Genomic DNA, 14234 nt, shown 5'->3' with positions numbered 1-14234 from the left:
TTGTTATATGGTATTAAAGCCAAGCTGGAGATCCTTTTTAGCTTGTTCTTTCTTCCAATCCTTTAATAGCTGTATCGTTGTGACATCCATTTTCATTGTACGAGGAAGTCTTTTCTTCGTCAGCAGGATAGTAAAATAATACTCAAAGAATACTTTTTATCGTGGGAGAATATATACAGAATAGGAATCTAGATATTTACTTTTTGGTGAAGGGAGAATTTCATGAGTAATTTAGTAAATGACAATCTGTATGAAACGAGAAATAACTTAGTAAAGGAGATTACTTCCTTAAGTTATTCTCAATTCAATGATAGGCTGGGTATGAATATGTGGAGTATAGCACAAGTTTGTCATCACTTAGTTTTAGTGGAACAGGCAACAATGAAGGCTATTGCATGGGGATTAAAAAAGGTTGATAATACTCAAACAGAACGTAAAAACGTTCATCTTTTGTTGAATCGAACGAAAAAATTTAAAGCTCCCGAAATCGTTGAACCAGATGTAGAACCATATGAAGTTCAGTCAATCATTGATTTGTTAGAAAATTCGAGAAAAAAATCCCTGACTTTCCTTAGTACAATAGAGGATAAATCTATATTGGTGGAAAAATCATTTAAGCATCCTGCCTTAGGTGAATTACCACTTGACCAATGGATTGAACAGATATATTTGCATGAACAGCGACACATAGAACAAATAAAGGAGATAAAATTACTTTTAGATGCGAGGCACTAAACTTATGCTTATCAACTGATTCCTGTTTAAGTAAAGGGGAAAAAGTAACTTTAACGTTGTGAAGAAAAATACTTAAACTAATGGGCGCTTTAGTTGAAGATTATGGGTTGCTTAGGCAACTCTTTTTTCATATTGAACCCTTCCAAAAGGTTTTTGGAGGGCTATTTGTCATGCGCAAAATTGTATAACATACGGCTAATTAGAAATTTCGAGAAGAGGTTTAGTTAAACAAGACCATCATTTCGATGATCTTTCTAATGTACAGAACATCAAATAGATTTCGGCGAGCCGGTATGAATTGTTACTCATAAACTAACGCAGCAGCTTAGTTAAGAAGGAATAATTCTCAGTAATCTAGAACCTATTAAGTTAGTAGTATTAAAATAACTATCTAAAGGATGATTTTTATGAAAATTAAATATCCCTCATCTCTGAAGCTAAACAGTTGTATAGGTGTAACTGCACCATCAAGTGGAGTTGAAGAATCATTACATATACTTGTGGATGAAGCAAGGCTACAAGTAGAAGATAAGGGATTTAAAGTCCTAATCGGGGAAACTGTGCTCACACAAGACAAAGGGAGAAGTGCCTCTAAAGAAAAAAGAGCAGAAGAATTAATGGCTTTTTTTCAAGATGATCGTATCAGTGTCATAATGCCCCCTTGGGGAGGTAGTTTTGCAATGGAAATCCTACCAATTATAGATTGGAATAAACTAAAAGAATCGAAACCGAAATGGATGTTAGGTTATTCAGATATCAGTACATTAAATTTTGCATACACAACAATAACGGGTCATGCTTCTGCTCATGGAGTAAATTTCACTGAACTATCAGCTCCTGAGTGGGATGAGCTATCAAGTAAATGGATAGAAGTGCTTAGTTGTTGTGAAAATGAAGAAATTACACAATATTCATCTGAAAAATATCAATCTAGTTGGGATAAAGTGTACTCAAATCCTGCCAAAGGATTTTATCTCGATTCACAAACAGAATGGAAAACTTTAAACAATGAAGATGAAGTGACATTTTCGGGGAGATTGATAGGAGGATGTGTAAGTACTTTACAAGTATTGGTGGGGACTCCATTCGATAATGTTAATAATTTTGTTAATCAATACTGTCATGATGAAGGGGTCATTTGGTATCTTGAATCTGTCGGAATGGATGCCGCAAAAATTTATAGGGCATTATGGCAAATGCAAGAAAATAATTGGTTTGTAAATATTAAAGGCGTGCTATTCGGACGGGCAAGTGGATATAAAGATATCGGTGATTTTACACTAACCGATGCCTTGAAGGTTATTTTTGAAAGATTTAATATTCCTGTTATTCTAGATGCTGATGTGGGTCATACACCGCCACAAAATATTTTGGTGAATGGTGCGTATACGACAGTTAAATATATTAAAGGTAAGGGTTCAGTTACCATGAAATTTATATAGTTCTAAAAATGAAAATAGATGGTTTTTAAAATGAAATTTAGCGATACGTAATACTAACAGATATGCACCCTCTCTTATCAGCTGGCAACATATTCGCTTATGCAGCATACCGAATAGGAGAATAAATAAGTTCACCGATCGTCGCGATGAAACCAAAGATAACAAGCACATACCATGAAATTGCAGAAGTAATAGTTACATAAGTGATTCGATAAATAGTGAGTCCAATTAGTGAAGGGTACCAGGTTCTCATTGAATTCTAAATTATTTTAGAACCTGGTTCTCGCGTCGGTATTGCGAGGTGGTCTCTTGGTTTGAGTGATTATAACAGTAAAAGAACGAATTCCAAATGAAGGAATTGCGTTCTTTTTTTGAAGGTAAATTAGGTCATAATGTTGAATTAGATTAATTATGATCAAATTCTAAAGGAGGTATAGAATGAATGCAGCAGATATATGGGAAAGTTTATTAGCAGAAAGTTTAGAAAAACCAATAGAACTAAAAACAAAAACAGGTCTTAATTTTAAACTGGTAACCAATGGCAAGATTTTGACTGTATATGAATCAGAAATAGTGCCTTCTAGTAAATTAAAAAGCCCTCGTCCTATATACAAAGATAATTTTATAAAAGTTTGCGCTTACTACGAAAGATGGATGGCTGGTGAAAAGGGGATAAGCAAAGAAATTACTGCAATTACAGGTAACTCTGTTTATATAATGGCAGCAATTAGCTATCAAACAAATCATCGATCAATATTAAATGAAATATTAGTAATCTAACAAGCTGTTACATTAATTATTCAAATAAGAAAAGGTTACAGGAGGTAGAGGTACGTAATGAATCAAGAACTTTTAGAAAAGAAATTAAGGTCAATTGGTAAAGAAATTTTTGTTGAGTATTTTGAAGAATTTAGGAATGTAACTAATGATAGTGGAGAACTGGCAAATAAACTCCTAAAAGAGAATCCAAATGCCAATTCCTTAGATGCACAAAAAACAAGAATTTCTAATGCGAGGAAAATATTTGAGTTCAAGATGGAAAAAGTAGCTCTAGATAATATTATAAAATCTGGTAGATTAAAAGATGATATTCGAGAGAAGGCAAAGATAATAGCAAATACTATTATAGATGTATAGCTGAATTTGTGGGGCTAATCATCGATTACGTCGTAAAAAATGTTTTACAGCAAGATATATCATTAGTTGTAGTGTTGTAGTGAAAGGTATCAGGATCTCATTGAATTCGGAATTATTTTAGAACCTGGTACTCGCAATTTTGGAGAACCGTAAGACTTCTAACAAAGAATCCCCGCTATTATACTGTTACCGAATAGTACATTTTTAAAAGCCGTCATAAACAGGCGTAAAATCCTTTTGTTAAGCGATGTAATCGTGGTATTCCAAGAAATTGTTTAGGCGAAGTAATTAGAGCATTGGAGTGGGAGTGAGTTTGCAATGGCAAAAGAAAGCTATAGTGCTGACGTATTAGTGATAGGTTCTGGTGCTGCTGGAATGATGGCTGCAAGGGCAGCCTCTGATGAAGGTGCAAGTGTCATTATTGCAGATAAGAGCTTGATTGGACGTGGCGGTGCAACAATAATTGCACAGATGACTGTTGCGGTAGCACTTGGTGAAGCTGAAGATGATGATGTGGACATTCACTTCAACGATACAATGGAAGGAAGTCGAGGGCTTGCATATCCTGAAATTGTAAGAACGGTTGTTGACAGAGGTCCAGAGGTTATTAATGAAGTCGAAGGATATGGAGTCCGCTTTGCTAGGGCGGAGAACGGGAAGCGCTCACAGGTTGTATCCCCTGGACATTCTAAAAAACGGTGTGTCTATGTTGATATTTTAAATACTGGCGTTGCAACTTCAAATGGTCTGCGAAAGGCAATTTGGAAAGACAAACGAATTAGCCGTATCAAAAATGTGATGATTACAAGATTGGTGAAACATGAAGGAAAAGTTGTAGGTGCTGTAGGTTTTTCAATGGAGGACATGGTTCCTGTTAGCATTACAGCTTCACAGGTCATCCTTGCTACAGGTGGACTGACAGAATTATATGAACGAAACAGTGCGTCCGCAAACATGACCGGAGACGGCTTTTTACTTGCGGTTGAGGCAGGGAGCGAATTATATGATATGGAAATGGTCCAATTTTTTCCCATTGCACACCTTTTTCCACCACTTGTAGGAATTGATCCAATTATGTGGGATCCTTTTCGCTATAAACTAGGCGGGCGCCTATTAAATGGGAATCAAGAGGAATTCATGGATGCATATGCCGGTGAAGAGGCAGGGAAATATACCGCTACAAGGGACATGACGAGCTTTGCCATCTTTAAAGAAGTGGAAGCGGGACGAGGGACCCCTCATGGTGGAGCGTATCTTGACTTCCGTATGGTTCCAGAAGAAAAACTTCGTGAAGGCTTTGGTCCTGTTATCGATATTCTTTTATCACAAGGTGTTGACCTTACTAAGGATTTAGTTGAAGTTGCACCTATGGCTCATTTCATGCTAGGTGGTGTCTATGTGGATAAAAATATGAAGACATCCATTGAGGGTTTGTTAGCATGTGGTGAACTAATCCACGGCATGCATGGTGCAAATCGATTGTCTGGTAATGCGATTACGGAGGCTCTTGTTACTGGAAGGGTTGCTGGAGAAACAGCAGCAAGAACAAAGAAAGAGATTTATCCTGATATTGTTGCAAGAGAGCTAGACGTAGAATGGCAGAAACTTCAACATTTTTGGTATCCTCGTGAAGTTTCTAATGATGAAGAATCTACACTTACCTTACGGAAGAAACTTCAACAGGTGATGTGGAAAGGTGCTGGCCCTCTTCGAAAAAAAGAGGACCTAGAGAAAGCTCTGGATGAGATGAAAAAGCTACAGGAAGAAAATAGGGAAGTGGCCCTAGCAAAACAAGACAAATACTCCCTTTCTGTTGTTGAAAAGATTGAAAACTATAATATGTCCATTATTAGTGAAGCGATTATAAGAGGTGCACTTGAGAGAAAAGAATCAAGGGGTGCCCATGTAAGATTAGATTATCCTGAAATGCATAAAGATGTTTACGGAATAAGTTTCAATTTAAATGATAGCGGTGAATGGACACTTAAGAAAAGAGATATGACAACAAAGTAAAGGATTAAGAAAAGGAGTGAAACGGATGTCGCCTATAAAGTTAAACATTGTCAGAGGAGATGAAGCAAAGGGGAGGAATTTCATTGAATATGAAATTCCTTACTCTGAAGGTATTAGTTTGCTAGATGCTATTTTTTGGATTCGGGAACATGTCGATTCTTCTCTTTCAGTACGTTATTCATGCAGATCCGCGAATGCGTGTAAAGAATGTATGGCAATGGTAGACGGCAAAGTTCAGTATTTATGTAGTATAAGAGCTAGTGATGGACAAAAAGTATCGATAGAACCGCTTAAATCACGACAGTGGGTAAAAGATTTAACAACGGTAATGGAATAGGCAGTGATATAAATGAACTTGCTCCCTTAGGATAAAGTAATCCTGAATACATTAATATAGATTTGAAGACACCTCTAAACTGTGATTAGGGGTGTTTGCTGTATCAAAATTAGAGTTCTGAGGGATGGGATTATAAATTGCTCTCTCTACTTAGGTTCTACTCTTATTCCACTAGTAATAAATTAAACTACTAACTTTCTAGATTCTTCCGATGCCTTCAACTTGCCAACTATGAATCAAGCTATCTATAATTACTTATAATTCAGAAAAGTTTGGAAGTGTGATGATGGATATAACCTTTTCACCACTTGGTGATGAAGCAATTGTGATTGAAGTTGGGTACGAAATTACAAAAGAAGCAACAAACCTAGTTCGATCAATCATGAGACAACTAGAGGAAGCTGCAATTGATACGATTGTCGAAGTAATTCCAGCATTTACAACGGTGACTGTTTTCTATGAGGTTACTGCACAATTTAAGTTTAAAGACATTAAGAACTTACTTGAAAAGATGTTAGTTGAGATAACAGAGTCGGATACAGTAGCACAACGCACGATAGAGATTCCAGTTTACTATGGCGGAGAATATGGACCGGATTTGGAATTTGTAGCATTACATAATAAGTTAACCGTGGAACAAGTAATTGAACTTCATTCTAACGGTACATACGAAGTAAATATGATCGGCTTTGCGCCAGGGTTTCCTTTTATAGGTGGAATGGCTGAAAGTATTGCCACTCCTCGTAGGTCCACTCCAAGGCTTCGGATTCCTGAACGTACTGTTGGGATTGCGGGTATGCAGACAGGAGTCTACCCAATTGAAACTCCGGGGGGCTGGCAATTGATTGGTCGTACGCCAATGGACCTTTTTCTCCCAAATGAAGAGATTCCAAGTTTACTACAAGCAGGAGATCGTATTGTTTTTAAACCTATATCTAAAGCAGAGTATGACCAGTGGGAGGGGGAGTAACATGATATGGATTGAGAAAGGTGGGCTGCAAACAACTATCCAAGACCTTGGAAGAAGAGGTTTTCAAAAATATGGAGTGATTGCAAGTGGTGTCATGGATCCTTATGCACATCGTCTTGCCAATATCTTAGTCGACAATAAAGAGACCGATCCCACGATTGAGATAACGTTAATGGGCCCACATATAACGTTTCAAAATGATTGTTTATTTGCACTAACTGGTGGCGATTTATCCCCTTCAATAGACGGACTCCCGATTAAAATGTGGCGTCCTATAGTAGTGAAAAAAGGGAGTAAGCTTACTTTCGGAAAGCCTGTTTCAGGATGCCGTACCTATTTAGCGGTTGCTGGAGGATTTATTGTGTCTGAAGTGATGGGTAGTAAATCGACTTATTTACGTGCGGGAATTGGTGGATTTGAAGGACGAGCTCTACAAAAAGGAGACGTTGTTCAGGTTGGTGAATGTTCACAGTACGTAAAAGGTAATATGAAGCATTTATCTAAGAATGAAAATAAGGGTTCTTTTATTCAAATGGAATGGACGTTAATGGCCAAAGCAATTCCGACTTATAGACCGGAAACCAGTGTGCGAATTATTGATGGGAGACAAGCACATTTATTCAACGAGAAAAGTAAGGACGTATTCTTTAATCATGCTTTCCAAGCTTCTTCGGATTCTGATCGGATGGGGTATCGAATGAAAGGACCGCAACTTGCATTAAAGGAGCCAAAAGAATTGTTATCAGAAGCAGTGTCTTTTGGTTCAATTCAAGTACCGCCAGATGGACAACCCATTATATTAATGGCAGACCGACAAACGACAGGTGGTTACCCGAAGATTGGACAAGTTGCAACAGTTGACTTGCAAAAGATGAGTCAATTAAAACCTGGAGAATATCTACGATTTGAACGCATTTCACTGGAAGAAGCACAACATGAATTAATGAAGGAAAGGAAATTGATTGAGCAATTAAAGCAATCAATTTCCCTGAAATTTAAGGAGGGGATTTGAATGAAATATCAAGTTGATTTGAACTGCGATATGGGCGAGAGTTTTGGTGCTTATAAGATGGGGAATGATGAAGAAATTTTAGATTTTGTGACGTCTGCGAATATAGCATGTGGTTTTCATGCTGGCGATCCTGCAACGATGCGAAAAACGGTCAAACTTGCTTTGGATAAAGATGTTGGAATTGGCGCGCATCCAGGATTTCAAGACTTAACAGGCTTTGGGAGAAGAAATATTATCATTACTCCGCAAGAGGCTTATGAAATTGTTGTGTACCAAATTGGGGCATTGTATGGATTTGTAAAAGCTGAAGGTGGCGTAATGCAACATGTAAAACCACACGGTGCACTCTTTAACATGGCTGCAACTGACCCTGCTTTATCAGAAGCAATTGCAGAAGCTATATATGCGGTGAATCCCGAATTAGTTCTATTTGGATTATCAGGTAGTGAGATTGTGAAAGCAGGTGCAAAGATTGGTTTACGTACAGCGAATGAGGTGTTCTCTGATCGCACGTATCAAACTGATGGAACGCTAACCAGTCGAAAAGAGAAGAATGCTTTAATAACACAAACCGATACTGCCATTCAACAAGTTGTTCGAATGGTTAAAGAAGGGAAGGTTATTAGCACCGCTGGAACTGAAGTTTTAATAGTAGCAGACACTGTATGTATTCACGGGGATGGCATTCACGCGCTTGATTTTGCTCGACGTATTTCTGAAACTTTGAAAACTTCTGAAGTCAATGTAAGAAAGATTTCAGCGTTCAAATAAGAAATAAAGGAGAATACACATGAAAAAGGTAAAGATGAAGAATACAAATCGTAGTGTATTACTGGGTGCTGCTTTCTTAATGGCGACATCTGCAATTGGGCCAGGTTTCTTGACGCAAACAACCGTTTTCACAGAGTCACTTCTTGCAAGTTTTGGATTCGTAATACTAATTTCAATTATTATTGATATCGGTGCTCAAATAAACATTTGGCGAATTATTGCCGTTTCTGAAAAACGTGCCCAAGATATAGCAAATGATTTATTGCCAGGTCTGGGTTATTTTCTAGCGTTTTTGGTTGTTATAGGTGGTCTAGCCTTTAACATCGGAAATATTGCAGGAGCTGGACTAGGGACAAATGTTTTGTTTGGGATCTCTGCAGAATTAGGAGCGATTCTCAGTGGTATCCTTGCAATTGGTATTTTTATAGTTCGTGAAGCAGGCAAAGCGATGGACAAGTTCGCGCAAGTGTTAGGTTTTGTTATGATTGGTTTAACGTTGTACGTGATGTTTACGGCAACGCCTCCGTACGGGGAGGCGGTTATAAAAACCTTTGTACCCGATAATATTAGTATTTTAGCAATTGTTACTTTGGTGGGCGGAACAGTTGGAGGTTATATCACATTTGCTGGTGGTCACCGTTTAATTGACGCAGGGATAAAAGGAAAAGAGGCATTACCCGAGGTAACACGTAGTTCAATATTCGGGATAGGAATTGCTTCTGTTATGCGAATTATTCTATTTCTAGCTGTGTTAGGTGTTGTCTCTCAAGGGTTAAAGTTGGACCCTTCAAATCCACCAGCCTCTGTTTTCCAACTAGCCGCTGGTAATATTGGCTATAAGATATTCGGAATCGTTATGTGGGCAGCAGCAATTACGTCAGTAGTTGGAGCAGCCTACACATCCGTTTCATTTATTCGTACCTTTCACCCTTGGTTAGAGAAGCATCATAAAAAAATAATCATTGGGTTTATTGCAGTTTCAACTTTAGTATTTGTCTTTATCGGTCGACCAGTCCTTATTCTTATTCTAGTTGGATCACTAAATGGTCTTATTTTACCAATTGCACTAGGGGTTATGTTAGTAGCAGCTTATAAAATTAAAATTGTTGGAGATTATAAACATCCATTATGGCTGACAATTTTTGGAGCAATCATTGTTATTACAATGGCGATAATGGGCGTTTACTCATTAATGAATGGAATTCCTCAATTGTTTAAATAGAAAGGAGTCCAGGAAGCAAGGGGACGGTTCTCTTGCTTCCTCCTTCCTATGTGTTAAAAGTATGTTGTGAATTATCCCTAGACTGTACTAGTAAAAGTGGTAATGGTCAAAAATTGGGATTTTTTGTTTCGATGAATATAAACGCTGAAAACCCATAACCCGAGTCTGGTGTCTACTTTTTATATAAAAAAGTTTTTGATAAATTTGGCCAATATGTCCCTTCGTTTTTAATAGGATGTACCGTAACGCTTGTTGACTGACCTATAATTTCATCTTGCAACGTACAATGATAGTAAACCATCCAATTTAGACGAATCAATGGGGTTAAGAAACAATAAATCTAGGCACAAGCCCAAAAGAAAAAGCCCCTCAATCGATTTCTCGATCATCAGAACTCCTCCATTTCCACCCCTAGCTATCTGAAGCTACATTATAAGAATCATTCACGTTAGAACCTGGTACCCAAAATTCTATTTTGTCCTCCCTTACAAATGGGAACAGCGATACGAGTTTCACTAAAAAAGAAGCAAAAGAACCGTCCCCTGTTTTATTCATTGCTGCCGCCAAATAGCCTTTATATTTTTTATTGGCATTGAGCTTTTCAAAAATAACCCAGAATAGATAAGGAAAATACCAATCATCAAGAGGATTCCAATGTATACAGACATCATCGTTGGAATTAAGAATGCGCCTATAATGATTGTGGATCTCGCAATCAAGTCGGCTCCAGAGAATGACAGATTAGAAAATGCCGAGTAGGACCCTCTTTTATCGGCTGGCATCATATTCGCTTCTTCAGCATTTCGAATAGGAGAGTAAATTAGTTCACCGATCGTCGCGATGAAACCAAAGATAACAAGCATATACCATGAATTTGCAGAAGTAATCGTTACATAACCGATTCCATAAATAATGAGTCCAATTAGCAACATTTTTTGTTTGCTGAATCGATTAGTAAATTTAGTAATAAAAAATGTGAAGAACACTACGAGTAACATATTTTCGATATTTAGAATACTTAACATACGTACTCCACCTAATTCAAAATCACCAATAGTTACGGACTTAAATGTTTCTGCAAGTCGAACACCTATATAGCTATTTAAAGAAAACTCCGCAGCAAAAATGAACATTGACCCTACAACCACCTTGACGAATGGTCGATCTTGAAAAGCCACTTTATAATTTTGAATTAAATCTATTACCACATTTTGGTGCTGCTTTTCTAAACGAGTTGTATGTTCATCTATCAGCCAAATGTGATAAGCAATTGGGAGAGTCACAGATGTGATTGTCAGTAGGATGAATAACTCAATTTGATGATTCACGTATAACAAGCCACCCAATGCAGCACCAATAGCCATGGATAAATTCACTAGCCAATATTCAATGGCATAAACAGCCTTCCGATTCTCCGGGGTAGTGGAATCAATAATAATGGCATGCATTGCAGGTCGTCCCAAACTACTTGTCATGACAAACGCTACATAAGCAGTGGCAAACAGCCAAATTACATTATTTATAGGAAATAAGCTAATGGTCATCAATAAAAACATCACTGCACTTAAAGAAGCGGTTGTTACTAATACACTCTTTCGTGGGAATCGATCGGATATATACCCACCAATTAGATTTATAAAAAAACTAATGATTACCGTGAATACCAAAAACAGTCCAGCCCATACCTTACTCATTTCTTGAGCAAAGAATAATGCCATAAATGGCATCACTGCAGAAGATACAGCTCGATTAAAAAAAGAAGTTATTAAACGGACCTTAATATTTTGTGGATAGTCTTTCCAATTCATGTTGCATACCTCCTCTGTCTTTTGTATATTAAACTAGACTCGAGTACCTAAAAATAGACAATTTATTTATATATGTCCACTTATGTCAGAGGAGGTTAAAATGGATTATTATCTTTTAACATTATGGAACTCTGTATCGTCAGGCAACATAAAAAAAGAGGAAATAGCAGAAGTCCTTCATCTAAGTCCAAAACAGACAACACGTTACATACAAAAATGGAGCACTCAAGGTTGGCTAACCTTCACACCTGGTAAAGGACGTGGAAATGTTTCGAAACTACAATGGATAAAAGATGTAGAAGAAATATTTGAAGAACAGCTGCTGAAGATGATTGAGGATGAACCTGTCGAAACAAGTAGTAAGTATCTTTTATTCGACTGGTCAAAAGATAGCAAACTTCGTTTAATGAATAAGTTTCGATCAAAACTAGGGTATTTTCAAAGTGCAAATGAGATAGACAAATTAATTATCCCAAGACGCTATCCTTTATTAACCATGCACCCGTTAAAAGCAGCAGAGGTACATAGCGCAAATATGGTTGCGAATGTCTTTAATCGATTGGTCGCAGTTGATGAACGGGGATTGATTTATCCAGAACTGGCACATAGTTGGGATGAATGCCCCACAAGTCTTAGACTTTATATAAAAAAAGATGTTAAATTTCATGACGGCTCGATTTTAGTTGCAGAAGATGTGGTTGAATGTTTAGAGAAACTTCGAAGGGATGTTCATTTTCAGGATCTGTGGGAACCTGTAAAGGAAATAAAGGTTGTTGCTCCTTTAATACTTGATATTTATTTCCCAAAGGGTTGTAACTATTGTCTGCAAATGCTGGGCACTTTGAATGCAAGCATTTACAAAGAAAGTAAAGATCAAGTGTTTGGGACTGGCGCCTTTTATGCTGAAAATAACCATGATTTAAAGACAACCTTATTTGCTTTTAAAGATTATTTTCAAGAAAGACCATTACTCGATGAAGTGGAATTTGTGCAAGTGCCTAAAGATTTTGATATCGTTTACCGCTCTTCAACACAAGAAGTTGGAAAAGATACAGTTGAAGTTGAAAGTGATTCAGGGTTTGGAGTCGTTATTATGAATACTTTCCGCAAGTCTGACATTCAACGAAAAGAAGTGAGAGATTACATACATCACATTATTTCAAAGCATCGACATAATATTACACGTGTACACCCTCGTGCATTTCCAAACAATAAAAGTTGTCTTATTGGTCAAAATCAAGGCTATACAGTTCCAAAAGTGAAGTACCCTGATTTCACTGGAACTCTCATTATGAAGCTCGTAAATTACACGGAACAAACAACCCATTGGCTGAAAGAAATATTTGATGCTGAGGGTGTTCCCGTGGAAATTAAATGGGTTTCATTTGAAGATACTGTAACCAATAGTGAAGAGAACCAACAAGTGGACCTATTTATTCATGGGGAAGTTTTCGAAATGAATCAAGACTTTTCCTTTTATCAATTTTTGAAAAATGGATATTCTCCACTAGCCAAAATTATAAAAACAGATCACATCTTGACTAATTATCTGAATGAGTATGCCCATACGCCATTTCATGAATGGACAGCTTTAAATTTAAAAGTAGAAAAAGTTTTATTGGAATCATCAATTATGATTCCGCTCTATTACGAAAAACGCCAAATCCCATTTTCAGTAGATTTGATGAACATCAGTATTAAGCATTTTGGCTATGTCGACTTTTCTAAGTTGTGGGTTAGACCACAGTTAGAATAAAGAATGACGATATAAACAGTATGAATAATAGCCTCAAAACAAGAATCCATTAACTGGGGAGGCTTTAATTATCTTTTCTACACTGTAAATTCAGAAAATATAGAGGTAATGGGGGAAATTATTTCCATTAAATCGTAAAATTTCCTAAGATAAAAAAATACCAAAAAGGACTAATAAAAAATCCAGTTTGAATGCCAAATATTATGATGTTAGTGCTGGTGAAAGATTCTTTTCTAAGACATCATGGAGTTGATCTAAGAGGACTAACGCAAAAAGGTTGAATATCCAGCCAAAGCAGTAGGCTAAACGAGGGAATTGGTCTGTTTTCGAACGAGTTACTAATGAGATATGAAACCAAATTAAACGGCAGAAACTTAGAGAACATATATTAAGCGATGATCAAATGTGAATCATAGCTTTTTTCGATAATTCTAATTTCGCTTTAATCCTACATCAACTATTACATAAGAATGTATCGTCCAGGTTAATGAACATCGAAAAATGATCAGAGTTTTATTACACGCAATTGAATCAAAATGATATATTTATGATCCACTAGTATCGTGTTCAGAAAAGGACGAGTTTTGTTACACATTGCAACTCAAAAATAAGTCTAATGATGAAATATGTGGAGTTTCAAAATAGACTTTGGCAAATTAAGGGTAACATCTTTTCTCAAGGTTCACTTTGAGTAGAGACCTGAAGTGAAATACGGAAAAAAGTTCTACGAACATTATTAGTGACTAAATATAAGTAATTTAAACCAGTTAGAAAAAGCCTCGGCAAGAGAGAAAAGCCAACGCTTAATACAAAAAGACCCTCTACTCCTGTAGTTGAGTCTTAGAAATATTGTTTCTTCATTACCCTCCTCTATAAACATTGATGTATCAACGTTTACAATCACTTCGTGATGTGAGGGGGATTTTTTTTTTGCAATTATTGGAAACGTAGATTTGAATATATAGTTTTTATTACCAACTGGAGAGTACGCCGCTAAAACTAATGGAAATCATTAGCTTTTCTTTGCCATT

The 14234-nt window shown here is 36.8% G+C and carries 12 protein-coding genes and 1 pseudogene; 11 read left to right on the top strand and 2 right to left on the bottom strand.

From position 1 onward, the window contains the following. Positions 1-222: 222 nt before the first annotated feature. On the top strand, positions 223-735 hold the full coding sequence (locus GY23_RS13835; protein WP_075619815.1) for a DinB family protein: 513 nt from the start codon (positions 223-225) through the stop codon (positions 733-735). A gap of 407 nt (positions 736-1142) precedes the next feature. Beyond that, positions 1143-2177: a S66 family peptidase gene (locus tag GY23_RS13830; protein WP_075619814.1), complete on the top strand. Its 1035-nt coding sequence runs from the start codon at positions 1143-1145 to the stop codon at positions 2175-2177. A gap of 100 nt (positions 2178-2277) precedes the next feature. On the opposite strand, the pseudogene GY23_RS18785 reads toward GY23_RS13830, so the two are convergent. Next, positions 2278-2409 (bottom strand): annotated as a pseudogene (locus GY23_RS18785) (MDR family MFS transporter); the annotation flags it as partial. Between the two features lie 206 nt (positions 2410-2615). Here GY23_RS18785 and GY23_RS13825 point away from each other — a divergent pair. The 8 genes from GY23_RS13825 (at position 2616) to GY23_RS13790 (ending at position 9639) form a co-directional block, all read left to right on the top strand. Then, positions 2616-2957 carry a hypothetical protein gene (locus GY23_RS13825; RefSeq protein WP_075619813.1) on the top strand — a complete coding sequence of 114 codons (342 nt, stop codon included), beginning with the start codon at positions 2616-2618 and terminating at the stop codon, positions 2955-2957. A 57-nt stretch (positions 2958-3014) separates the two neighbouring features. After that, on the top strand, positions 3015-3314 hold the full coding sequence (locus tag GY23_RS13820; protein WP_075619812.1) for a hypothetical protein: 300 nt from the start codon (positions 3015-3017) through the stop codon (positions 3312-3314). A 318-nt stretch (positions 3315-3632) separates the two neighbouring features. Beyond that, entirely contained in the window at positions 3633-5327 is a 1695-nt protein-coding gene (locus GY23_RS13815) for an FAD-binding protein (RefSeq protein WP_075619811.1), read from the top strand. 25 nt (positions 5328-5352) lie between these two features. Then, positions 5353-5664, top strand: a complete 312-nt coding sequence (locus GY23_RS13810; protein ID WP_075619810.1) for a 2Fe-2S iron-sulfur cluster-binding protein — start codon at positions 5353-5355, stop codon at positions 5662-5664. A 286-nt stretch (positions 5665-5950) separates the two neighbouring features. Beyond that, the gene (pxpB, locus tag GY23_RS13805) at positions 5951-6634 is read left to right on the top strand and encodes a 5-oxoprolinase subunit PxpB (RefSeq protein WP_075619809.1); all 684 of its coding nucleotides are present in this window, start codon (positions 5951-5953) and stop codon (positions 6632-6634) included. Between the two features lies 1 nt (position 6635). Continuing rightward, positions 6636-7646, top strand: coding sequence for a 5-oxoprolinase subunit C family protein (locus GY23_RS13800; protein WP_075619808.1), 1011 nt, complete (start codon positions 6636-6638; stop codon positions 7644-7646). Continuing rightward, positions 7647-8417, top strand: a complete 771-nt coding sequence (locus GY23_RS13795) for a LamB/YcsF family protein (RefSeq protein WP_075619807.1) — start codon at positions 7647-7649, stop codon at positions 8415-8417. A gap of 19 nt (positions 8418-8436) precedes the next feature. Next, a complete protein-coding gene (locus GY23_RS13790) occupies positions 8437-9639 on the top strand; it encodes an NRAMP family divalent metal transporter (RefSeq protein WP_075619806.1) in 1203 nt (400 codons plus the stop codon). Between the two features lie 551 nt (positions 9640-10190). Here the strand turns inward: GY23_RS13790 and GY23_RS13785 are convergent. Continuing rightward, positions 10191-11447: an MDR family MFS transporter gene (locus GY23_RS13785; RefSeq protein ID WP_075619805.1), complete on the bottom strand. Its 1257-nt coding sequence runs from the start codon at positions 11445-11447 to the stop codon at positions 10191-10193. Positions 11448-11547: 100 nt separating this feature from the next. Between GY23_RS13785 and GY23_RS13780 the strand changes: the two genes are divergently transcribed. Next, on the top strand, positions 11548-13203 hold the full coding sequence (locus tag GY23_RS13780; protein ID WP_075619804.1) for an ABC transporter substrate-binding protein: 1656 nt from the start codon (positions 11548-11550) through the stop codon (positions 13201-13203). Positions 13204-14234 lie beyond the last annotated feature (1031 nt).

The organism is Paenisporosarcina indica, from assembly GCF_001939075.1.
Classification (GTDB): Bacteria; Bacillota; Bacilli; order Bacillales_A; family Planococcaceae; genus Paenisporosarcina; species Paenisporosarcina indica.
Note: the sequence above shows the minus strand (reverse complement) of the source record. Positions and strands in the feature narration are given on the sequence as shown.